This window comes from Gemmobacter fulvus, assembly GCF_018798885.1.
GTDB lineage: Bacteria > Pseudomonadota > Alphaproteobacteria > Rhodobacterales > Rhodobacteraceae > Gemmobacter > Gemmobacter fulvus.
Genome location: NZ_CP076361.1, coordinates 1150071 through 1174034 on the forward strand (window position 1 = coordinate 1150071; position 23964 = coordinate 1174034).

The 23964-nt window shown below is 65.3% G+C and carries 17 protein-coding genes; 8 read left to right on the forward strand and 9 right to left on the reverse strand.

Annotation, left to right across the window (positions count from 1 at the left end; all coding sequences use genetic code 11):
* Window positions 1-31: 31 nt before the first annotated feature.
* From KM031_RS05695 to KM031_RS05705, 3 genes are all read left to right on the forward strand, one after another.
* Window positions 32-988: an efflux RND transporter periplasmic adaptor subunit gene (locus tag KM031_RS05695; protein WP_215503568.1), complete on the forward strand. Its 957-nt coding sequence runs from the start codon at window positions 32-34 to the stop codon at window positions 986-988.
* Window positions 985-4173 (forward strand): efflux RND transporter permease subunit, encoded by a 3189-nt coding sequence (locus KM031_RS05700; RefSeq protein ID WP_215503569.1) that lies wholly within the window; start codon window positions 985-987, stop codon window positions 4171-4173. The genes KM031_RS05695 and KM031_RS05700 overlap by 4 nt, the downstream gene beginning before the upstream one ends.
* Window positions 4174-4250: 77 nt before the next feature.
* Entirely contained in the window at window positions 4251-6011 is a 1761-nt protein-coding gene (locus tag KM031_RS05705; RefSeq protein WP_215503570.1) for a M10 family metallopeptidase C-terminal domain-containing protein, read from the forward strand.
* A gap of 9 nt (window positions 6012-6020) precedes the next feature.
* On the opposite strand, the gene KM031_RS05710 is transcribed toward KM031_RS05705, so the two are convergent.
* From KM031_RS05710 to KM031_RS05725, 4 genes are all read right to left on the reverse strand, one after another.
* Complete coding sequence (locus KM031_RS05710) at window positions 6021-9512, reverse strand: calcium-binding protein (protein ID WP_260692113.1); 3492 nt, start codon at window positions 9510-9512, stop codon at window positions 6021-6023.
* A 232-nt stretch (window positions 9513-9744) separates the two neighbouring features.
* Entirely contained in the window at window positions 9745-11049 is a 1305-nt protein-coding gene (locus KM031_RS05715) for a UDP-glucose dehydrogenase family protein (protein ID WP_215503572.1), read from the reverse strand.
* 119 nt (window positions 11050-11168) lie between these two features.
* Window positions 11169-12029, reverse strand: coding sequence for a DMT family transporter (locus tag KM031_RS05720; RefSeq protein WP_215503956.1), 861 nt, complete (start codon window positions 12027-12029; stop codon window positions 11169-11171).
* A 110-nt stretch (window positions 12030-12139) separates the two neighbouring features.
* Window positions 12140-12742 (reverse strand): LysE/ArgO family amino acid transporter, encoded by a 603-nt coding sequence (locus KM031_RS05725; protein ID WP_215503573.1) that lies wholly within the window; start codon window positions 12740-12742, stop codon window positions 12140-12142.
* 87 nt (window positions 12743-12829) lie between these two features.
* Here KM031_RS05725 and KM031_RS05730 point away from each other — a divergent pair, with 87 nt between their 5' ends.
* A complete protein-coding gene (locus tag KM031_RS05730; RefSeq protein ID WP_215503574.1) occupies window positions 12830-13726 on the forward strand; it encodes a LysR family transcriptional regulator ArgP in 897 nt (298 codons plus the stop codon).
* A 70-nt stretch (window positions 13727-13796) separates the two neighbouring features.
* Window positions 13797-14771: a calcium-binding protein gene (locus KM031_RS05735; RefSeq protein ID WP_246566793.1), complete on the forward strand. Its 975-nt coding sequence runs from the start codon at window positions 13797-13799 to the stop codon at window positions 14769-14771.
* 62 nt (window positions 14772-14833) lie between these two features.
* Here KM031_RS05735 and KM031_RS05740 read toward each other — a convergent pair whose 3' ends face one another.
* The 3 genes from KM031_RS05740 to KM031_RS05750 form a co-directional block, all read right to left on the reverse strand.
* Window positions 14834-15577, reverse strand: coding sequence for a YebC/PmpR family DNA-binding transcriptional regulator (locus KM031_RS05740; protein WP_215503575.1), 744 nt, complete (start codon window positions 15575-15577; stop codon window positions 14834-14836).
* 90 nt (window positions 15578-15667) lie between these two features.
* Entirely contained in the window at window positions 15668-17452 is a 1785-nt protein-coding gene (locus tag KM031_RS05745; RefSeq protein ID WP_215503576.1) for an SLC13 family permease, read from the reverse strand.
* A gap of 258 nt (window positions 17453-17710) precedes the next feature.
* A complete protein-coding gene (locus KM031_RS05750; protein ID WP_215503577.1) occupies window positions 17711-18523 on the reverse strand; it encodes a TIGR00282 family metallophosphoesterase in 813 nt (270 codons plus the stop codon).
* A gap of 116 nt (window positions 18524-18639) precedes the next feature.
* Here KM031_RS05750 and KM031_RS05755 point away from each other — a divergent pair, with 116 nt between their 5' ends.
* Genes KM031_RS05755 through pdeM form a run of 3 tightly spaced genes read left to right on the forward strand, consistent with a single transcriptional unit; the run spans window position 18640 to window position 22197 of the window.
* Window positions 18640-21033 (forward strand): ligase-associated DNA damage response DEXH box helicase, encoded by a 2394-nt coding sequence (locus tag KM031_RS05755; RefSeq protein ID WP_215503578.1) that lies wholly within the window; start codon window positions 18640-18642, stop codon window positions 21031-21033.
* 13 nt (window positions 21034-21046) lie between these two features.
* The gene (locus tag KM031_RS05760) at window positions 21047-21460 is read left to right on the forward strand and encodes a PaaI family thioesterase (protein WP_215503579.1); all 414 of its coding nucleotides are present in this window, start codon (window positions 21047-21049) and stop codon (window positions 21458-21460) included.
* 47 nt (window positions 21461-21507) lie between these two features.
* Window positions 21508-22197, forward strand: coding sequence for a ligase-associated DNA damage response endonuclease PdeM (pdeM, locus tag KM031_RS05765; RefSeq protein ID WP_215503580.1), 690 nt, complete (start codon window positions 21508-21510; stop codon window positions 22195-22197).
* Here the strand turns inward: pdeM and KM031_RS05770 are convergent.
* Window positions 22161-22958, reverse strand: a complete 798-nt coding sequence (locus KM031_RS05770) for a LytTR family DNA-binding domain-containing protein (protein ID WP_215503581.1) — start codon at window positions 22956-22958, stop codon at window positions 22161-22163. The genes pdeM and KM031_RS05770 overlap by 37 nt on opposite strands.
* Before the next feature lie 111 nt (window positions 22959-23069).
* Entirely contained in the window at window positions 23070-23960 is an 891-nt protein-coding gene (folD, locus tag KM031_RS05775; protein ID WP_215503582.1) for a bifunctional methylenetetrahydrofolate dehydrogenase/methenyltetrahydrofolate cyclohydrolase FolD, read from the reverse strand.
* Window positions 23961-23964 lie beyond the last annotated feature (4 nt).

Below are 23964 nucleotides of genomic sequence, written 5' to 3' on the forward strand. Positions count from 1 at the left end.
ATATTAATGAATGTGAATATCCGAGGCTCCCATGCTGCGCATCCTGATTCTGGCGACCGCTCTGGCGACCCCTCTTGCCGCCGAGCCGCTGGCGCTGACCCAATTGACAGAGTGGAAGGCGGTCTATGGCCGGATCGAGGCGCGCGACCGTCTGCCTGCCCGCGCCCGGATCGGCGGCACCCTCGTCACGCTGACCGTGGCCGAAGGCGACAGCGTAACCGCCGGGCAGGAACTGGGCCGGATTGTCGATGACAAGCTGGGGTTTCAACTGTCAGCGGTGGATGCGCAGATCGAGGCGCTGACCGCGCAGCTGACCAATGCGCAGACCGAATTGCAGCGCGGCGAAGACCTGCTCAAACGCGGCGTCTCTACCGCGCAGCGGCTGGATGCGCTGCGCACGCAGGTGGATGTGGTCAGCGGCCAGATCGCGGCCCAGACCGCACAGCGCAAAGTGCTGGAGCAACAGGCCGCCGAAGGCCGGGTGATTGCCCCGGTGGCGGGCCGGGTGCTGGATGTGCCGCAGGCGGCAGGCGCGGTGGTTCTGCCGGGCGAGGCGGTGGCGCTGATCGGCGGCGGTGGCTTCTTTCTGCGCCTCGCCGTGCCGGAACGCCATGCGACGCATCTGCATCAGGGCGACATCATCCAGATCGAGACGCCCACCGGCCCGGCGCAGGGCACCCTCGCCCGGCTTTATCCGCTGATCGAAAATGGCCGCGTTCTGGCCGATGTCGATGTGCCCGGCCTGCCGGACGGTTTTGTCGATGCGCGGGTGGTGGTGCGCCTGCCGGTGGCGCAGCGTTCGGCGCTGCTGGTGCCAGCGCACGCGATCACCAGCCGCGCGGGGCTGGACTTTGTGACGCTCACCACGCCCGACGGCCCGGTGGCACGGGTGGTCGTGCCCGGCCAGCGTCAGGACATAAACGGCGCGACCATGGTCGAGATCCTGTCCGGCCTGCAAGAAGGTGACGAGATCGGAGCGGTGGAATGAGCGGGAAACTCGGCATCGCGGGAGGGCTGACCCGCGCCTTCATCGGCTCGGCCCTGACGCCGCTGTTCATTCTGGCGGCCTTGGCGATGGGGCTGGTCGCGCTGGTGTCATTGCCGCGCGAGGAAGAGCCGCAGATTTCGGTGCCGATGATCGACATTCACGTCACCGCGCAAGGGTTGCAGGCCGAAGACGGCGTGAAACTGGTCACCGAGCCACTGGAAACCATTGTCAAAGCCATCAGTGGTGTCGAGCATGTCTATAGCCAGACGCGCGACGATGGCGCGATGGTTACGGCGCGTTTTGTCACCGGCACCCCGTCGGATGCCGCCATCCTGCGCGTGCATGAAAAGCTGCGCGCCAATATGGACCGCATCCCGGTGGGAATACCCGAACCGCTGATCGTCGGGCGTGGCATTGATGATGTGGCCATCGTGGCGCTGACACTGGCCCCCAAGCCGGGGCAGGATGTCAGCCCCGCCGATCTGACCCGCATTGCCCGCGAATTGCGCTCCGAAGTGGCCAAGACCGAGGATGTCGGCCTGACCTATCTGGTGGGCGAGGCGACCGAGGCGATCCGCATCACCCCCGACCCGGACCGGCTTGCGCTCTATGGTGTCACGCTTCAGCAACTGGCGGGCAAGCTGCAGGCCGCGAACCGGGCGATGAACTCCGGGCATCTGCGCGATGACGGGCAGGAAATCGCGCTGGTCGCGGGCGAGACGCTGACCGCCCCGGCGCAGGTGGCAAACCTGCTGCTGACCACGCGCGACGGGCGGCCCGTCTATGTGGCCGATGTGGCCGAGGTGGGATATGTCGCCAATACCGCCGATGCCATCGTGGCGCATGTCACGCGCAATGCCGATGGCAGCCTGAACCGCGCCCCGGCGGTGACATTGGCGGTGGCCAAACGCGCCGGAGCCAATGCCGTGGTGGTGGCCGAGGCGATCCTGCACCGGGTCCACGGCCTTGAGGGCCACCTGATCCCCGACAGCATCGCCGTCACCGTCACCCGCGACTATGGCGAGACGGCGAATGAAAAGGCCAATGAGCTGCTGTTCCACCTTGGCCTTGCCACGCTGTCGATCATCGGGCTGGTGCTGCTGGCGATCGGCTGGCGCGAAAGCCTTGTGGTGGCCATCGTGATCCCCGTCACCATCCTGCTCACGCTGTTTGCCGCCTGGATCATGGGCTACACGCTCAACCGGGTGTCGCTGTTCGCGCTGATCTTTTCCATCGGCATTCTGGTCGATGATGCCATCGTGGTGATCGAGAATATCGCACGGCACTGGGGCATGGGCGATGACCGCCCCCGGCCTCAGGCGGCGATTGATGCGGTGGCAGAGGTGGGCAATCCAACCATTGTCGCCACGCTGACCGTGGTTGCGGCGCTGCTGCCGATGCTGTTCGTCAGCGGGCTGATGGGCCCCTATATGTCCCCGATCCCGGCCAATGCCTCGGCGGCGATGATCTTTTCCTTCTTTGTCGCGGTGATCATCACCCCCTGGCTGATGGTGAAAATCGCCGGGCGTGCACCGTCGCATGGGCATGACAGCCATGGCCCGGCGGGTGGACGGCTGGGCGCGGCCTTTACCCGTGTCGCCCGGCCCCTGCTGGCCAGCAAGGCGCGCGCCCTGGGCTTTCTGCTGATCACCGCCCTGCTGTCATTCGGCTCGCTTGGCTTGCTGTATACCCAGCATGTCACGGTCAAGCTGCTGCCCTTCGACAATAAATCCGAACTCTCAGTGACGATTGATCTGCCCGAAGGTGCCAGCCACGAGGCGACGGACCGTGTGGCGCAGGATGTGGCGCGGGTGGTGATGGATCTGCCCGAGGTGATCTCGGTCGAAACCCATGCCGGGGCGGCCGCGCCGTTCAACTTCAACGGGCTGGTGCGGCACAGCTACATGCGCACCGAACCGCATCTGGGCGAGGTGCAGATCCTGCTGGCCCCCAAGACCGACCGCGCCCGCGCCAGCCATGACATTGCGCTGGAACTGCGCGCCCGGCTGACCGCGCTTGCCCTGCCCGAGGGCACGGTGCTGAAAACGGTGGAGCCGCCGCCCGGCCCGCCGGTGATGGCAACCCTGCTGGCCGAGGTCTATGGCCCGACCGCCGATGCCCGGCGCGCGGCGGCGGCGCAGATCCGCCGCGCCTTTGACCAGATCCCCTTCATCGTCGATGTCGATGACAGTTTCGGCACCGCCCCGCGCCGCCTGCGCGCAACGATTTCCACCGATGATCTGGAATTCTTCGCGGTGGAAGAGGCGGATGTGTTCGACACCATTGCCCTGCTCAATGCCGGGCAGACCGTCGGTTATTCGCATCGTGGCGAAGGGCGGCAGGCGCTGCCGCTGGTGATCGCCCGCGACAAGGCAGACCGGGTGCTGGATGAACGATTTCTGGCAACCCCGATCCCGGCCAATACCCTGCCCGGGGCGCGGGGGGTGGTGGAACTGGGCGATGTGCTTCGCATTACCGAAGAAACCGCCTCTTTCCCGATCTTTCGCCACAATGGCCGCGCCGCCGAAATGGTCACCGCCGAGCTTGCAGGGGATTTCGAGGCACCGCTCTATGGCATGATCGCCGTCGCCGATGCGCTGGAGGCGATGGACTGGCCGGACGGCATGAAACCCGCGATTGCCTTCCACGGCCAGCCCGAGGATGAAAGCACCGTTACCCTGCTGTGGGATGGCGAATGGGAAGTGACCTTCGTCACCTTCCGCGACATGGGCGCCGCCTTTGGCGTGGCGCTGCTGGGCATCTATATCCTTGTGGTCGCGCAATTCGGCAGCTTCCGCCTGCCGCTGGTGATCCTGACGCCGATCCCGCTGACCTTTCTGGGCATCATGGCCGGGCATTGGCTGTTTGACGCGCCGTTTTCGGCCACTTCGATGATCGGCTTCATCGCGCTGGCGGGCATCATCGTGCGCAACTCGATCCTGCTGGTGGATTTCATCCGCCACGCGCCGCCTGGCACCGGCCCGGTAGAGCTGCTGATCGAAGCCGGGGCGATCCGGTTCAAGCCGATCCTGCTGACCGCCATTGCTGCCATGATCGGTGCAGTGGTGATCCTGGCCGACCCGATCTTTCAGGGGCTGGCGATTTCGCTGCTGTTCGGCCTGCTCAGCTCTACCCTGCTGACGGTGCTGGTCATTCCGGCGATCTATCGGGTGTTCAAGACCTGAAACGGTGGCTTCCAGCGCCGCAGAATCGGTGCTAGCGATGGGCGGTGTTGCAACCCTGAGATGTCCAAGGTTTTGTTATGTGTACCCTTTGTGCTGCCCTTCGCCCGGATGATGCCACCGCCGCCGCCGATCTGCACCTGCCCGCCACCACCAGCCGCCTGCCCACCTATTCGCTGCACGCGATTGCCGATCAACTGACCAACGGGTTCTGGTCATGGGCCGAAAATAACGACGCCAAGCGTGCCTTTGACCTCGGCCCGGAGGGCGTTCTGCACTATGACATGACCGCCCTGTCGGAAGACGAGGCCTTTGTGGCCCGCGCGGCGCTGGATGCCTGGGCCGATGTGACAGAGATCGAGTTTCGCCCCTTTGTCGCGCCCGATCTGGCCGAACGGCAAGAAGGCACCGATGCCGCCGCCGGGCGCCATACCAAAGTCACCCTCGCCGACAATCAGCAACTGCATGGCGATATCCGCCGGGGTGGCGATGTGGACTGGATCAAGCTCGATCTGGTGGCGGGGCGGACCTACACCATGAACCTGCGGTCCGAGGGCGATGTGACGGGGCTGTCCGATCCGCTGCTGATCCTGCGCAACGCGGCCGGCAAGATGATCGACAGCAACGATGATGCCACAGACAGCACGCAGGACAGCCGCATCACCTTTACCGCCGACCGCAGCGGCACCTATTACCTGAGCGCAAAGAGTTCTGATGGCTGGGATACCGGCGATTACACCCTGACGCTGACCCGCAACCGTGCCATCGACCCCGATCTGACCTTCGACAACAGTCAGGACGGCGCGTTTGCCAGATTTGCCCTGATCGACGGGGCCATTGATACGTCTTACATCAATGTGGCGAAGTACTGGAATTCCAGTCTGGTATCGCTGAACAGCTACTGGCTTCAGACCTATATCCACGAGATCGGCCATGCGCTTGGCCTTGGCCATGCCGGGAATTACAATGGCAGCGCCAGTTGGCGCGATGACAGCCATTATGCCAATGACAGTGTGCTGTTCACCGTGATGTCGTATTTTTCACAGCTGGAGAATCCGAACTATCGCGGCGATGCGGGCGATCTGGCGACGGTGATGCCCGCCGACATCGTGGCCATCCAGTCGCTTTACCACACCACGGTCAGCACCCGCGCCGGAGACACGACCTATGGCGCCAACAACACCGTGGGCGGCTATCTGGGTGACATGATGGCAGCAATGTTTGAAGGTGCGGCAATGCCCGACCGCACGTTCCTCGGCGACAACATGGTGTTCACCCTTTTTGACACCGGCGGGCTGGACCGGCTGGATGTCAGCACGATCCGCGCCGATCAGACGATCAGCCTTGTGCCGAACACGCTGTCCTCGGTGGGAGGCTATCAGCTCAACATGAACATCGCACGCGGCACGCGGATCGAAGAGGTGGTCAGCGGCTCGGGGAATGACCGGATCACCGGAAACCACGCCGCCAACCTGCTGGCGGGCGGGCAAGGGGCCGACAGGATCGCTGGCGGGTCGGGGCAAGACAGCCTGCGCGGCGGTCACGGCAATGACAGGCTGAATGGCGGTCGGGGCGACGACCGACTGACCGGCGGCACCGGGTCTGATGAATTCCTCTTTGCGGCGGGCCGCGACCGGGTGCTGGATTTCCGCGAAGATGTTGACAGCCTGGGCTTTGCCAGCACCCTCTGGGGCGGTGGCGCGCGCAGTGGAGCGGAAATTCTGGACGCGGCGCGCGTGGTCGGTGGCAGCATCGTCTTTGCCTTTGGCGGCAGCAACAGTCTGGTGCTGCGCGGTGTCTCGGATCTGGCCGCGCTGGCGGATGACGTGTTCAGCTATTGAAGCGGACGGTCACAGGATCTCGATAACCTGGGTCAGGGCGGCAAGGCTGGCCACGCCTTCCAGCACAACGCGGCCCGCCCCGCCGAAGTCCAGTGCCACATCCCGCCCCAGATCGTCGCCCCAACGGGCGACGATGGCCGCCGCGCCAAGCCCGCGGATCTGCGGCAGCAGTGCTGCATCCAGATAGAGCCGGTCCCCGGCAAACCGGTCGAGGTCGCTCACCCTGTCGTACCCGCTGCCGAACACGAACCGATCCGCGCCGCGCCCGCCGGTCAGCCGGTCATTGCCTGCGCTGCCGAACAGCCAGTCATTGCCCCCATTGCCGATCAGCCGATCCGCCCCGCCACCGCCAAACAGGCGGTTGGCCCCCTCATGGCCGATCAGCACATCATGGCCCGAGCCGCTGCGGATGCCCTCGATCCCGCTCAGTTGATCCGAACCGCGCCCGGTGGCCTGCGCGCCCGCGATGCGCAGATCAATCCGCACGGCAGTTTTGCCCTCATACAGCGCCCAGTCAAAGCCGCGCCCGCCCGCGATCACATCCGCGCCGCCATTGCCGGTCAGCACATCCGCCCCAGCGCCGCCGCGCAGCGTATCATTGCCCGCCCCGCCGCGCAGGGTGTCGCCCCCGCCCCGCCCGATCAGCAGATTGTCGCGGCTGTTGCCCGACAGGCGGTCATCGCCACCGCCGCTTTTGATCCCTTCGATGCTGACCAGTGTATCGCGCCCCTCCGGCGTCTGCTGCGCCGCTTTCACCGTCAGCGACAGGTGCAGCGCCGCGCCGCCGCCATAGACCACCACATCACGCCCCGCGCCGCCCACCAGCCGGTCATCGCTACTGCCGCCATTCAGCCAGTCATTACCTGCCCCGCCTTGCAGCGTGTCCTTGCCAGCGCGGCCCAGCAGCGTATCGTTACCGGCAAAGGCCAGCAACCGGTTCGCCCCCGTCGTGCCCGCCAGCCAGTCCGATGCCGTGCCGCTGTGCAGCGCCTCGATCCCGTCCAGCCGGTCACGGCCCTGCCCTGTCGCCTGCGCCCCGCCGAGCGCCAGATCGACACGCACCGCCGCGCTGCCGCGATAGAGCGCGACATCAAAGCCGCTGCCACCCGACAGCACATCGTTGCCAAGACCGCCCTGCAAGGTATCGTTGCCGCCACCGCCCGACAGGCGGTCATTGCCTTCGCCCGACCAGAGCTGATTGGCGGCCTCTGATCCCGCCAGGGTATCATCGCCCCAGCCGGACAGCAGGTTTTCAATGTCGCGCAACAGATCGCGTCCACGGCCCCCGGTGTCTTGCACGCCGGTCAGTGACAGATTGATGCGCACCGGCGCGCGGCCTTCATAATAAGCCCAATCCAGCCCGGCCCCGCCCTCCAGCGTGTCATCGCCGCCAGCGCCAGACAGGGTATCGGCCCCGGCATCGCCACGCAGCAGGTTGGCCGCATCATCCCCGGTCAGCCGGTCGGCAAAGCGGCTGCCCCAGACCCCTTCCAGATCGCGCCAGACATCGCCCGCAGCGCCGCCCGCCGCCAGATCCGGCTGCGCAAGATCGACGCGCACTCCGGAACCCGACTTGCGGTAATCGGCCAGATCAAAGCCGCTGCCCCCCTCCAGCCGGTCAGCGCCCGCGCCCCCGGCCAGCACATCATTGCCCGCGCCGCCCAGCAGCGTATCGGCACCGCCGCGCCCGTCCAGCCGATCATCCCCGCTTTGCCCCGACAACAGATTGCCGCCGTCATCGCCGCGCAGGGTGTCGGCAAAGGCACCGCCGCCCAGATCCTCGATCCCGGCATAGCGGTCGCCCGCCGCCATGCCCTGATTGCTGTCGGGCGCTTGCAGATCGGCCAGCACCCCGGCTGGGGCCGCGCCATAATCCACCATATCCCGGCCACCGCCCCCTTGCAGAAGATCGCCACCGGGCGAAGCGACAAGCGTATCATCGCCGCCCGAACCGCTGAGCGTATCCCGGGCGGGCGAGCCTTCGATCCGGGTGCCGGGCGTCACCACCGGGGCCACCACATGCCACAGCCCGAAAAAATCCCCCGAAGAAAACACATCCGGGTCAATGTCACGGCCATCGGCGCTATAGACATACAGCGCCTCCTGCCCGAAGCGGATCACCACGCAGCCGCGCCGCCCGACCATCGGCAAAGCCTCGACCGCATAGATCCGCCCCCAGCCCGACAGATCGAGCCGGTCTTCGCCCAGCGTGAAATCGCGGATCACATCATCCTCGCCATCACCTGCCAGCACAAAGACATCCGCGCCCGCCCCACCCCACATCACATCCGACCCGCTGCCGTCAAACAGCACATCCTGCCCGGCCCCCCCCAGCAACAGGTCATTGCCACCAAACCCGGCCAGCAGATCTTCGTATGCGCCGCCAGTCAGGGTTTCGGCCCCGCCATTGCCGCGCTGTTCCGCCGCCGGTCGCCCCGGATCGAAGATCAGCCGATGCAGACCCACGCCTTCGCAGGCCACGATCAACTCGATCTTGCCCGCCCGGACCACTGCCTCGATTGCGGTGACATTGTCGAGTGCAAGCCCCGCCGTCTGCAGTTGCGCGCCCATCGCCAGCAACCTGCCATCGGGCAGCAGCATGAAGGCCGACAGCCCCTGATCGCCGCCGCCCGCAAACAGGAACACGCGGTCCCCTACCACGGCTGTGGCCAGCGCCTGCACACCCTGAAACCGCGTGTCCAGCGTGTCGATCACATGGTCGGTCAGGCTGATGCCGCCATCGCCCGTCAGCCTCAGCACCGAAAGCGAGGACGAACCCGCCGCCGCGACAAAGACCCAGGTCTTGCCCGCCACCTGCACCACCTCCAGCGCCGAGGGGGTGGTGATGCCAAGGCCGCCCGCCGCGCCGATCTTGGCCGTCACGGTCAGCCGACCGGCGGCGGACAGCTCATAGACCGTCACCGCATCCTGCGCCGCCGACAGCGACACGACAAAACTGCCAGTACCGATGCGCGCCATGTGCAGCGCGGTGATGTCGATCCCTGCCGCCGCATCTGGCAGCGCGATCTGATGCGCCAGCGCCATGCGCCCGCTGTCGGCCATGCGCCAGACCTGAAGTTCTCCGCCGCCCGCAGGGGCAAGCACCGCATAGGCCGTGCCGCCCGCCACACCAAGCGCCTGCGCCGTCATCACCCCTGACGGCCCGCCGCCCAGCGTGAACGCCGCCCCGATCCGACCCTGATCATCCAGCCGGAAGCCGCCCAGCCCAGTGGCCCAGCCGCCGGTCCAGACCAGCGCGGCCCCGGCCCCCAGACCCACCACCGACATCTGCGCCGGGGCCGAGAGGACAGACCCGGCCGCAATCCCCTGCTGGTCGATCAGCCGCAGCCCATCGGCACTGCTGTCCAGCTCAAACGCGATCAGGCCGCCGCCACTGCGTGTTGTTGTGAAAACCTGAACAACGCCGTCCACAACCCGCGTGCAAATATCGGTAATACCCGCCAGCATATGCCGGGCCGCACCCGTAAAGGTGCCCAACACCCTGAAGCCACCCACCCTGAAACCCCACGAACCACCACAGAACACCCGGTTCCAGAATGGCGAGTCGTGCTTTTCGGGCGCTTAACAAAGCGTGGCAGCCCCCGTCGGGACCGATGGCAAGATTGTGGCATTTCCTGTTAATGCGGCGCAAACCTGTGTTGCATAGCCGTAAATGACAGCGCGCGCCGGAAACAATGCCCGGCGCGCGCCCATCTTTCAGCGAAGCCTGTGATCAGCGTCCGACGCCGACATAGGCCTCGAATCCGGCGGCCAGAACCTCGTCCCGGTCATAGACATTGCGCAGATCGGCCAGACGCGGCGTGGCCATCTTGCGCGCCAGTTTGCCAAGATCGAGCGCGCGGAACTCGTTCCATTCCGTCAGCAGCACCACCAGATCGGCGCCCTGCGCCGCGCCATAGGCACTGTCCATCCATTTTGCGCCCGGCAGCAGCGCCTCGCCCTCGCGCTTGCCCTCCGGGTCGACCACACGCACCTTCGCCCCCGCGCCGACCAGCGCCGGCACGATGGTCAGCGAGGGCGCATCGCGCATGTCATCGGTATTGGGCTTGAAGGTCACGCCCAGCACCGCGATCACCTTGTCGCGCAATTGCCCGCCACACAGATCCTCGATCTTGTCGATCATGCGGCGCTTGATTTCCTCATTCACCTTGATGACGGTTTCGGTGATCTGCATCGGCACCGCATGTTCCTGGCCAATCCGCGCCAGCGCCTTGGTATCCTTGGGGAAACAACTGCCGCCATAGCCCGGCCCGGCATGCAGGAACTTCGCGCCGATCCGGCCGTCCATGCCGATGCCCTTGCTGACCGCCTTCACATCGGCCCCGACCCGTTCACACAGGGCCGCGATTTCGTTGATGAAGGTGATCTTGGTCGCCAGAAACGCATTGGCGGCATATTTGATCATCTCGGCGGATTCGAGATTGGTATAGACCACCGGAAAATCGCGCAGCGACAGCGGGCGATAGATATCCTGCATCACCTTGCGCGCACGATCACTTTCCACGCCCACCACCACCCGATCCGGGCGCATGAAATCGTCGATGGCAGCGCCTTCGCGCAGAAACTCGGGGTTGGAGGCCACATCGAAGGCCTTGCCGCCCGCCGTTTCGGCCACCGCCGCCGCCACCTTGCGATTGGTGCCCAGCGGCACGGTGGATTTGGTGACGATCACCGCATAATCCGTCAGCGCCGCGCCGATCTCACGCGCGGCGGCCATCACATAGGTCAGATCGGCATGGCCATCACCGCGCCGGGTGGGCGTGCCCACCGCAATGAACACGGCATCGGCCCCCGCCACCGCTTCGGCCAGATCCAGCGTGAAGGACAGCCGCCCCGCCGCCACGTTCTTGGCCATCAGCGCCTCGAGACCCGGCTCGAAGATCGGCACATGGCCGGCGCGCAGCTTTTCGACCTTGGCCGGATCCTTGTCGACACAGACAACATCATGGCCAAAATCCGAAAAACATACGCCGGATACCAATCCGACATAGCCCGTCCCAATCATCGCAATCTTCATATGATTCAACCTGTATGGTGCGCCCGGCCATTCTGGCTTGCGAGGCGTTTCCGCGATGTAAACAATCGGCCTTACCGATGTCAAACACCCGCATGGGGCCCGCGTTCTGACAGCAGGCTTCAGACCCGCGTTGCAACATCCGTCGGCGTCACGATACGCCGTTTCACCACCGCCTCGCGCCAGGTGATATAGCTGATGGCGGCGATGATGATGCCGCCGCCCAGCAGCACGAACGCGTCCACGCCCTCGTGAAAGACCAGCGCGCCCATCAGGGTGGCCCAGACAAGTTGCAGGAAGGTCACAGGCTGGGTGACGGTCAGCGGGGCCACGGCAAAGGCCCGGCTCATGCAATAATGCCCCGAGGTGGCAAATCCGGCCACCAGCGCCAGCGCGCCCAGTTGCACCGGCGTCACCGGCACCCAGACCCAGAGCGCAAACGGCAACAGGCCCAGCGTCACACACAGGCTCAGCATCGCCACCACTTGCCCGGCCCCGGCCATGCCGGTCAGGCGCTTGGCAAAGAGATACGATCCGGCAAAGAAGAACGCGGCGGCCATCTGCGCCAGATGCCCGTCTGTCACCTCGCGCAGCCCCGGACGCAGCACGATCGCCGCGCCGCAGACGGCCACAATCACCGCGAGGATCCGGCGCAGGGCCAAAGTCTCGCCGAACACCAACGCCGCGCCCAGCGTGACAAGTACTGGCGTCAGATAGCCGATGGCCGTCACCTCGGCTACCGGCAGCCGCGCCATCGCATAAAACCAGCACAGCACCGCCCCGGTATGGATCACCCCCCGCAGGCCAAACAGCCGCAGCGCCGCAGGCGGAAAGCCTGCCCGCAGCATGGGCAGGATCGTGGGCAGCAGGAACAGCACGCCAAAGCCAAAGCGGATAAAGGCCGATTGCGCGGCAGGCAGATCGGTGCCCAGCGCCCGCACGATACCGTTGACGCAGACAAAACTCAGCCCCGAGGCCAGCATCCACATCACACCCTGCACCGGGCGCATTTCGGTCATTTGCGCATCACCCATGGCCAGACCTGATCCCATGCGCCGGGCGGCTGCAACCCCGGCTTTGTGATGGTGACAAATCAGCCCAGCGCCAGCCCTGCCGCCAGCGCCCACATCACGCAGCCCACGATGATCTCCAGCACCACCCAGGCCTGCGGGCGGGCGAACACCGGGGCCAGCAGCCGCGCCCCATAGCCCAGCGCCCCAAAGAAGCTGAGCGAGGCCAGCGCCGCCGCGATGCCGAAGGCCAGACCATGCGGCGCATATTGCGCCGAAACCGACCCGATCAACACCAGCGTATCCAGATAGACATGCGGATTGGCCCAGGTGAACAGCAGGCACATCATCAACACCCGGCGCAGCGGCACTGCATCGGTCGTGGCGGGCACAAGCGCCTCGCCCCCGCGCAGCGCGGCGCGGAACCGCAGCGCGCCATAGACCAGCAGGAACGCCACGCCCAGCCAGCGCATCGCCAGGCCGAACCACGGGATCTGCGCTGAAATCGCACCAAACCCCGCAACCCCTGCTGCAATCAGCACGGCATCCGACAGCGCGCAGACCAGCACCACCGGCAACACATGCTCGCGCCGCAGGCCCTGCCGCAGCACAAAAGCATTCTGCGCCCCGATGGCCGCAATCAGGCTGATCGAGATCAGATAACCCGCAACTGCCGCTTCCCACATGATGCTCTCCCTGCTGTTGCGCTTGACATAGGCGGGAAGGGTTGGCTCACTCCAGTTAATGTTTCTCTCAGTGATTAAGAATATCTAATGCTCGACTATCCGCATCTGCAAGCCTTGGCGGCCGTGCACCGGCGTGGCAGCTTTGATCTGGCTGCGGCACAGCTTGGCTTGACGCCCTCGGCCGTGTCGCAACGGATCAAGACGCTGGAAGAACGCATGGGCAGCCTGTTGATCCGCCGCGCGCAGCCCTGCACCGCCACCGACGCCGGGCTGCGGCTGATCCGGCATTTCGATGATGTCTCGCTCTTGGAGGCCGGTCTGGCGGCAGAGCTGGCGCAGCCGGAGGTCGGCCTCGCCATCATCCGCATCGCCGTCAATGCCGACAGCCTTGCCACCTGGGTGATCCCGGCACTGGCCACCACACAGGGCTTGCTGTTCGACATCGTGATTGACGATCAGGACCACAGTCAGGACTGGCTGCGCCGGGGCGAGGTGGCAGGGGCCATCACCGCGCATCCCGGCCCCTTGCAGGGCTGCGACACCTTGCCTCTGGGCATCCTGCGCTATCACGCGACCGCAAGCCCGGCCTATCTCGCGCGCTGGATGCCGCAGGGGGCCAGCCGCGCCGCCATGGCGCAGGCCCCGGCCTTGACCTTTTCCGACAAGGACCGGCTGCAATCGGCGTGGATCAGCCGGGAATTCGGCCCCGGTCTTGCCTTTCCCACGCATCGGCTGGCGTCCAGTCAGGGCTTTGTCGATGCCGCTGTGGCGGGCCTTGGATGGGGGATGAACCCCGAACCGCTGATCCGGGCCGAGCGGGCGGCGGGACAGTTGGTGGATCTGCGGCCCGGCACCCCGCTGGATGTGCCGCTGCATTGGCAATTCGCCCGGCTTGCCGCATCTGCCATCTTTCCGCTCACCCGTGCCCTGCGCGAGGCAGCACGGCAGGCGCTGCACCCTTTGCCCGCCCCGCCTGCGGCGTGAAGGCTTGACGTGCCGGGGGCACCACGTCAATTTGCCGGAAATTTGATTTCAAATCCCACAGGATCATACAATGGCCTTTCTGACATTGACCCAACGGGGCTTCAGCCCCGACAGCCCTGCCCTTTGGAACACACGCCCGTTTGCCGGTCTGGAGCCCGACATGCTGCGCCCGCATGGGCCAACCGATCTGGGCGACTGGTGGATTTCGCTGCATGGCAACCGCTTCGATTTTGCCGATATCAGCCTTGGCAATACCGGGCGCATCACGGCTCTGGGCGCGTCGGGCGATGTGTGGCGGCTGTCGGGCAATGATCTGGTGGTGGATGCGGCAGGCAAGCTTTCGGGCGGCACGGTGACCGCCCTGTCACACGAAACCGGCGCGGGCACGTTTCAACTGGCCGGATTTGCGTTGGCCGCCACCGACATTGCCGCCGCGGCCACCACGCGGCTGCGTCCCGATGACGAGGCCCTGCTGCGCAGCGCCCTGCGCGGCAATGACCTGATGATCCTGTCGGATCGCGGCGACCGGATCGCCGCCTCGGGCGGGCGGGATCTGGTGATCGGCAATGGCGGCAATGACCGCCTGTGGGGCGAAGCCGGGGCGGATGCGCTGATTGGCGGGCTGGGAGCGGATACGCTGAACGGCGGGCGCGGCGCGGATCTGCTGATCGGCAATGAACAGGATGACTGGCTGGTCGGCGGCGCGGGCAATGATACGCTGGATGGTGGCGTGGGGGCCGATGTGCTGTTCGGCGGCGCCGGGCGCGATACGTTCGAGTTCCGCACCGGCGACGGGCTGGCCGAGATCCGCGATTTTCAACTGGGTGTGGACAAGCTCAATTTCCACGTCGGGGCCGACTCGGTCCGCCAGATCACCCTGCGGGCCGAGGGCCATGATACACGCCTGATTGCAGGCGATGTGCAGGTGTTGCTGACAGGGATCACCCTGTCCAGCTTCAACGCCACCCGCCACATCACGCTGCGCGAAGAGATCTCAGTCGCGGCGCTGACCGATTTTCTGGACGACTGGACCTTCATGATCTGACCCGCCCCCATGAAAAAGCCCCCGCACAGCGGGGGCTTTGCTCCGATCCGGCGCGCCGTGGCTCAGGCCAGTTGTGCGGCGACATCATCCGGGATGTCGAAATTATGGGTGACGGTCTGCACATCGTCATCCTCTTCCAGCATGTCGATCAGCCGCATCAGCTTTTGCGCCGTTTCCAGATCCACCTCGGTGCGGGTCTGCGGTTTGAAGATCAGCTTGGATTCATCGGATTCGCCCAGCGCTTTTTCCAGCGCATCCGACACTTCCGACAGGGCCTCGACCGAACAATAGACCCAATGGCCCTCGTCATCCGATTCCACATCATCGGCACCGGCCTCCAGAGCGGCCATCATCACCGTATCGGCATCGCCCGCCGAAGCCGGATAGGAGATTTCGCCGACGCGATCAAAGCTGTGCGCGACCGAACCGCTTTGCCCCAGATTGCCGCCGCATTTGGTGAAATAGCTGCGCACATTGCTGGCGGTGCGGTTCAGGTTGTCGGTCATCGCTTCGACGATGATCGCAATGCCGTTCACGCCATAGCCTTCATAACGGATTTCGGTGTAATCCGCCGCATCGCCGCCCTGCGATTTCTTGATCGCGCGCTCGATCACGTCCTTTGGCATCGACACCGATTTGGCGGCCTTCACGGCCAGACGCAGGCGCGGGTTCTTGTCGGGGTCAGGATCGCCCATCTTGGCTGCGACGGTGATTTCCTTCGCCAGCTTCGAAAACATCTTGGAGCGCAGTTTGTCCTGCTTGCCCTTGCGATGCTGGATATTCGCCCATTTAGAATGGCCTGCCATGACCCAACTCCGGTCCGTGTTACGGTGATGGGCTCCTCTACACCACGCGCAAGGGGCGCGGCAACCCCTGAGCCCGCCGCCCCCGGTTTCTCAGGGGTAAAGCGGCCAGATCAGCGGAATGAGCGCCGAACACAGCAGCCAGGTGATGATGTTCATCGGCACGCCGATCCGGGTGAAATCGAGGAACTTGTAGCCACCCGGGCCATAGACCATCATATTGGTCTGATAGCCAATCGGGGTTGCAAAGGCCAGGGTCGCCGAAAACATCACCGCAACCACAAAGGGGCGCGGATCGACGCCAAGCTGATGCGCCAGCTGAATCGCAATCGGGGTATACAGCACCGCGACGGCATTGTTCGACAGGAACTCTGTCAGGATCAGCCCCAGCAGATAAATCGCCATGATCATCAGGAACGGCGGCAGCCCTTCCATCCAGGGTTTCACCTGCGTCACGATGATGGTCACCGCACCCGACCGATCCAGCCCCTCGCCCACCGCCAGCATGGCAAAGATCATCGCCAGCAAACGCCCGTCGACAAAGCTCAGCGCCTCGTCGCTGTCGATGCAGCGGGTGATCAGGATCAGTGTCACGGCGATGAAGCCCAGCACATAGATCGGGGCCACGTCGAACGAGGACAGCAGCACCACCAGAAACAGCGCTCCAAGCGCAATCGGCGCCTTGCCGCGGCGATAGGCGCGCTGTTTCGGATGGCTGACATCCACCATATCCATGTCATCAGCCAGCCGCTTGATATCGGCCGAGGCCCCTTCCAGCAGCAGCGTATCGCCCACCTGCACCACCAGTTCGTCCAACTGACGGCCGATGTTCTGGCTTTTGCGATGCGCGGCTAGCACATAGACGCCATAGCGCCGCCGCAGCCGCAATTCGCCCAAGGTGCGGCCGATCATGCGGCAGCCGGGCGTGATCAGGACTTCGACCGTTTCGGTTTCCACCGACGACAGTTTGTCGGCGATGCGCATATCGGTGCGGTTCTGCATCCCCAGCAATTCCGACATCTCGGTGCGCAGCACCACGCGGTCGCCCGCGGCCAGCACCGCCGACTGCAAGGCGCGGCGCAGCGATTCATCGCCGCGCAGCACGTCGATCACCCGCACCCCGTTGCGCTTGAACTGCTGCACCTCCAGCACCGGCACGCCGATCAGCACGGAATCTTCAGGAATGGCGACTTCGGTGAAATATTTCATGCGTTTGCGGTCGCCTAGCATCGACGCCATCGACTGCCGCTCGGGCAGAAGACGGTCCGCGAACAGCGCCAGATACAGCCCGCCCACCAGCGTCACCGCAATCCCGAGCGGGGCGATTTCAAACAGGCCGAAATGCTCCAACCCGGCATCATGCGCCGATCCGTCCACCAGCAGGTTGGTGGAGGTGCCGATCAACGAGATCATGCCGCCCAGCACCGTCATATGGCTGAGCGGGATCAGCAGTTTCGAAGGCGCCTTGCCGATCCGGGCGGCCATCTGGATCACCACGGGGATCATCACCGCCACCAGAGGCGTGTTGTTCATCACCGAAGAGGCCACGGCAACAAAGCCGAACAGCACCGCAATCGTGGTCTTGGGCCGGTTGCCGACATGCCGTTCGGCCAGCCCGATCATCATTTCCACCGATCCGGTGCGCACCAGACCACCCATCACCATGAACATCAGGGCGATGGTCCAGGGCGCATTGTTTGACAGAACTTTCAACGCCTCCTTCTCGGGCAGGATGCCCAGAAGGATCATCGTTGCCGCGCCGGCAATCGCGGTCACTTCAACAGGGAACGTCTCTTTCACGAACAGAACGAACATAACCAGCAGGATACCTATCGCGACCAGGGCCTGCGTTGATTGCGCCATTTCGATTCCGAGCATGGTCACTCCGCGTTCAAACTCGACAAAGCCAGTAGAGTATTATTCTCCGCAGCGCAAAGGTTTCATGCAAGATAATCTCTGAACGGCACCGCCGGGGGTCATCTGTTCTCCGCCCTGCGCCTTCACGGTCACACTGCCGCCTTGCGCGAATTGACCCGCGCGCCCGGAACAACCGTGCTGATGACCACCGGCCCGAAGGGCTGGGTCATGCGCAGGTGATGGCCCGCACCAGCCAGACGGCCAGCGCGCGCAGGCCTGTCACGGGCGCGCCTCTTCCAGCGTGCCCCCGACGCGGATCATCCGCACCCGCGTGGCCTTGCCGCTGCGGTCGTCGGTTTCAACATAGACACCAGACAGCGTGGCCGGGCCATTGGCCGGCTGAAACCGCTCTTTCGGCATCCCGGTGACAAAGCGGCGCATCGGCTCCAGCTTTTCCATGCCGATGACCGAATTGTAATCGCCGCACATGCCCGCATCGGTCAGATAGGCCGTGCCCCCGCCAAGGATCTGCGCATCGCCGGTGGGCACATGGGTATGGGTGCCCACGACAAGGCTGGCGCGGCCATCACACCAATGGCCCATCGCCATCTTCTCCGATGTCGCCTCGCAATGCACATCCACGATCACCGCCTGCGCCATGCCGCCCAGCGGATGCGCCTTCAGCACGGTATCAATCGCCGAGAACGGATCATCGAACGGGCGTTTCATGAACACCTGCCCCAGAACCTGCGCCACCAGCACCTTGCGGCCCCGCACATCCGAGAACAGCTTGGCGCCCTTGCCCGGTGCCATCTTGGCAAAGTTCAGCGGGCGCAGGATGCGGTTTTCCTGTTCGATGAAGGGCAGCATGTCCTTCTGATCGAAGGCATGATCACCCAGCGTCAGGCAATCGACGCCCGCCGCCAGCAGATTGCGCGCGTGTTCGGCGGTCAGCCCGGCCCCGGACGAGGCGTTTTCGCCATTCACCACCACAAAATCCAGCCCCCATTCGGTCCGCAGACCGGGAAGCCGCTCCACGATGGCCGCGCGCCCGGCACGCCCCATCACATCGCCTAGGAAAAGAAGTTTCATGCCCCATGGATAGGCAGCGCGCTTTGCCCCTGCAAGCAGAAAGCTTGCCCCGCCGCAGGGGCGGCACATGCACGGGTGGGCTGGTTCTTTGCCGCGCGGCGCTTATCTTGCAGGGCATGACCCAACTGACCGCCCCCCTGACCGATTGGTTCGATGCCCAAGGCTGGGCGCTGCATCCGCATCAAACCGCGATGCTGGATCGGGCGCAGGCGACCTCGACCCTGCTGATCGCCCCCACGGGCGGCGGCAAGACACTTGCCGGATTCCTGCCAACACTGGCCGAACTGGGGCCAAAACCGGGACCGGGCTTGCACACGCTCTACATTTCACCGCTCAAGGCGCTGTCCGCCGATATTCGCCGCAACCTGCGCCGCCCGGTCGAAGGGGCCGGGCTTGCCATCCGCATCGAGGACCGCAGCGGCGACACCACCTATACGCAGCGCCGCCGTCAGCGCGCCGATCCGCCGCATATCCTGCTCACCACGCCGGAAAGTCTGGCGCTGCTGCTGAGCTACGAGGACGCGCCGCGCATCTTCGCCGGGCTGCAACGGGTGATCGTGGACGAGATTCACGCGCTGGCCGAAAGCAAACGCGGCGATCAGCTCATGCTCGGCCTCGCGCGCCTTGCCACGCTTGCCCCCGACTTGCGCCGCGTCGGGCTGTCGGCCACCGTCGAGGATCCGCCCGCGCTCGCCCGGTTTCTCGGGGCCGGAACGCAGGTGTTGCAGGCCGATCCGGGGCCGGAGCCGGATATCGCCATGCTGCTGACCGAGACGGCACCGCCCTGGGCGGGCGGCGGCGGGCGTTATGCGATCCCGGCCATTCTCGAACAGGTCAAACACCACCGCACGACCCTGATCTTTCACAACACCCGCGCGCAGGCTGAGCTGTTTTTCCATGACCTCTGGCTGGCCAATACCGATGATCTGCCGATCGGCATCCATCATGGCAGCCTGTCGCGCGAGGCGCGGGAACGGGTGGAACAGGCGATGGCCGCAGGGCAGCTGCGCGCCGTGGTCTGCACCGGCAGCCTTGATCTGGGGATCGACTGGGGCGATGTCGATCTGGTGATTCAGGTCGGCGCGCCCAAGAACGTCAAACGGCTGGTGCAGCGGATCGGGCGGGCCAATCACCGCTACAACACGCCGTCAAAGGCGCTGCTGGTGCCCGCAAACCGCTGGGAGGTGGTGGAATGTCAGGCGGCGCTGGAGGCGGTGCGTGCCCGCGATCTGGATGGCGAGCCGCGCGGGCCGGGGCCACGCGATGTGCTGTGCCAGCATATCCTTGCAACCGCCTGCGCCGCGCCTTTTGATGCGGATGCGCTTTACGCCGAAGTCATCACCGCCGGGCCTTACACCCACCTGACCCGGCCCGAGTTCGACGCCTGCCTCGATTTCGCGGCGACCGGCGGCTATGCGTTGCGCGCCTATGACCGCTGGCAACGGCTGATGCTGCGGGGCGGGCGGTGGCAGTTGCGTGATCCGCGCAGCGCCGCCGTGATCCGGCAGAACCTTGGCACCATCATCGACACCGAAACCCTGAAGGTCCGGCTGAAGGGGCGCATGGGTGGCCTGCCGCTGGGCGAGGTGGAAGAGGCTTTCGCCGCCACCCTGACACAGGGCGACACCTTTCTGATCGGCGGGCAGGTGGTTCGGTATGAAGGATTGAACGAACTGACCGTGGAGGTCACCCGCCAGCCGGGGCGCGACCCCAAGGTGGCCGTGTTCAATGGCACAAAATTCGCCACCTCCACTCTGCTTGGAGACCGGATTCTTGCCATTCTGCAACAATCCGGCTGGCCGGAGCTGCCGCTTCACACCGCCCGCTGGCTGGGCCTGCAACGCGATGTGTCGCGCCTGCCCGAACCGGGCCGCCTGCTGTGCGAAAGCTTTCCCTATGAAGGGCGCGAACATCTCTGCGTCTATGGCTTTGCCGGGCGCAACGCGCAGCAGACGCTGGGCCTGCTGCTGACCAAACGGATGGAGGATCTGGGCCTTGGGCCGCTGGGGTTTGTGGCCACCGATTACGCCACGCTGATCTGGGGGCTGGATCCCGTGCTGGATGCGGCGCCGCTGTTCGACCCGGCAACGCTGCGCGACGGGCTGGAACATTGGCTGGGCGGCAATGCGGTGATGAAGCGCACCTTCCGCAGCAGCGCCATCATCGCCGGGCTGATCGAGCGGCAGCATCAGGGGCGGCGCAAATCCGGGCGGCAGGCGACGTTTTCGTCGGACATCCTCTATGACACGCTGCGCCGCTTTGACCCCGATCACCTGATGCTGGCAATCACCCGCGAAGAGGCGATGCGCGGTCTGGTCGATTTTGCCCGGATCGAGGAGATGCTTGCCCGCGTCGGCGGCCGGATTGACCTGCTGCGGTTACGCAGCGTCACACCTTTGGCCGCCCCGCTGTTTCTTGAGCCGGGCCGCATCCCCGTGCAGGGTGAAGGCCGTGACCGCCTTGCCGAGGCAGCCGCGGCCCGCCTGATGGCCGAGGCAGGCCTTGCCTGAACAGGAGCCGACCATGCCCGACGCCCGTATCCGCGACAGCTTTGCCCGGCAAAGCCTGATGGCCACATTCGGGGCCGAAATCACCGATATTGGCCCCGGACGGGTGGAAATTTCGGCCCCGATCCTGCCGCTGGCGCATCAGCAACACGGGGTAGGCCATGCCGGGCTGACCTTTGCGCTGGCCGATAGTGCGGCAGGCTATGCCGCGCTGACCCTGATGCCGGAGGGGCGCGAGGTGATGACGGCAGAGGCCAAGATCAACCTGCTGGCCCCGGCCAGGGGCGAGCGGCTGATTGCGCGGGGCGAAGTGGCCAAGGCGGGCCGCCGCCTGACCGTGACCCGCGCCGAGGTGTTTGCGCTGGATCAGGGCCGGGAAACCTGCATCGCGCTGCTGCAAGCGACGATGATCCCGGTGGATCCGGTTTGACCCACGCGCCCCTTGCCTGCGCGGGCGGGCTGCGGCAGAGACAGGCGATGACGGCTTACAGCTTTGCCTTTGCGGATGCGGATCTGCGCGCCCTGCCTTCAGGTGCGCTGCATTGGCCTGCGCAACAGATGCTGGTCGTATCGGATCTGCATTTCGGCAAATCGGCCCGACTGGCGCGGCGCGGCGGCGGGCTTTTGCCGCCCTATGAAACCCGCGCCACCTTGCAACGGCTGGAGGCGGATCTGACGCAGACACAGGCCGCGCAGGTGATCTGCCTTGGCGACAGTTTCGATGATCTGACCGCCGAGACCGAGCTGGATACGGCAGACCGCGCTACGCTGCTGCGCCTGATGGCCGGGCGGCACTGGATCTGGGTCGAGGGCAATCACGATCCCGGCCCGGCCCAACTGGGCGGCAGGCATCTAACCACGCATGTCGAGGCTGGAATCACCTTCCGCCACATCGCAGAGGCCGGGGCCAGTGCCGAGGTTTCGGGCCATTATCACCCGAAGGCGCGGTTGGCGGGGCAAAGCCGCCCCTGCTTTCTGCTGTCGCTGCCGGATCGGCTGATCCTGCCCGCCTATGGCAGTTACACCGGCGGTCTGGCCTGCGGTGCCCCGGCGCTGGATGCGCTGATGGGCCCAAAGGCGCTGGCCATTCTGACCGGGCAGACCGCCCGCGCCCTGCCCTATGCGGCGGCCTATAGCAGACCGCGCTCTTCCAGCTTGGCGCGATGAGATTTGCTGACTGGCAGGCGCATGTCCTGCGCCAGCGTCACCCAGACCTTGCCCTCCGCCTTGTCGACGCCAGTCACCGCCCACCACGCCACCCAATGCGAGCGGTGGATCTGGATGCCGCTTTCTTCGGTCGCCTCGGCCATGGCATCGGCAAACCGCATCAGGATGCTGCCCTGCCCCGCCGTGGTGGTCACATCGACATAGTGGTTGCGCACGGTCATCGCGATCAGGCGGCCCTGCAACGCGGGATCGAGCCGCGACACCACGCGCGGCAGCGGCGGGGCCGGCATCTCTGGCGGCGCGTCCTGCTCTGCCACTTCGGCAAAGGCGCGGCCCTCCAGCGGGTTGGGCATCAGACCCAGCGAATGACGGAACGCGCCGACGCACAGCGAGGTGGCAAAGATGAACAGCGCGATTTCGAAATGATCGGGGGCCAGCGCCTTTTCCTGATCGAACATATGATCGGCCAGCGCATAAAGCGGCCATGTCAGGATCACGGCAGACAGCATCGCGGTCAGAAACGCGCCCCGGCGGAAATCCCGCAGCCCCAGCAGTTCATGCACGGCAGCCCGGCAGATTGTTCCGGCCAGAATGCCGAGGGCCATCAACACGCCCCAGAATACAAGCCGCTGCGGCAGATCCAAGCCGACATAGCTGCCGAACGGGCCCGCCAAAGCCACAACAACGGTCAACACGGCCCAAACGACATAGGGCACGGCACTGCGGAAATCCGCTTTCAGAACAGCAAAAAAGGCGTGCATCTGCCCCGGCACCATCAACACAATCTGTCTACCGGATAGCCGTAAAATTCCTTTGCTACAATGTATGTTAGACAGAAAGGCCGGGTCTGTTGCCAGCCCGGCCCGCCTGTGTCACGCCGTCAGGCCTGCCGGTTCCGGCAGACCATGCGCCCGGCAGCAGGCGGTCAGCGTATTCGCCAGCAGACAGGCGATGGTCATCGGCCCCACACCGCCCGGCACGGGGGTGATCGCCCCGGCCACGGCGGCGGCGCTGGCGAATTCCACATCGCCGACCAGCTTGGTCTTGCCATCGCGTTCGATGCGGTTGATGCCCACGTCGATCACCGTCGCCCCCGGCTTCACGTAATCGCCGGTCAGCATCTCGGGCCGGCCGACGGCCGCCACCAGAATATCGGCGCTGCGGCAGACGGCGGCCAGATCCTTGGTGCGGCTATGTGCGATGGTCACGGTGCAGCTGTCGCCCAGCAGCAGCTGCGCCATCGGTTTGCCGACGATGTTCGACCGCCCGACCACAACCGCATTCATTCCGGCCAGCTTACCATGATGATCGCGCAGCATCATCAGGCAGCCCAGCGGCGTGCAGGGCACCATCGACTTCTGCCCGGTGCCCAGCAGACCCACATTGGAGATATGGAACCCGTCCACATCCTTGGCCGGATCAATCGAGTTGATCACGAGTTCCGAGTTCAGATGCCCGGGCAGCGGCAATTGCACCAGAATCCCGTGGATCGAGGGATCGGCGTTCAGCCGGGCAATCAGCGCCAGCAGATCCGCCTCGGACGTATCGGCCTCCAGCTTGTGTTCGATGGACTTCATGCCCACCTCGACCGTCTGCTTGCCCTTGGACGACACATAGACCTGGCTTGCCGGATCTTCGCCCACCAGCACCACGGCCAGACCGGGTTGCAGCCCGTGTTCTTCCTTCAGCCGTGCCACATGCGCCGCTACTTCGCCGCGCACCTTGGCCGCAAAGGCCTTGCCGTCAATGATTGCCGCCGTCATCGCC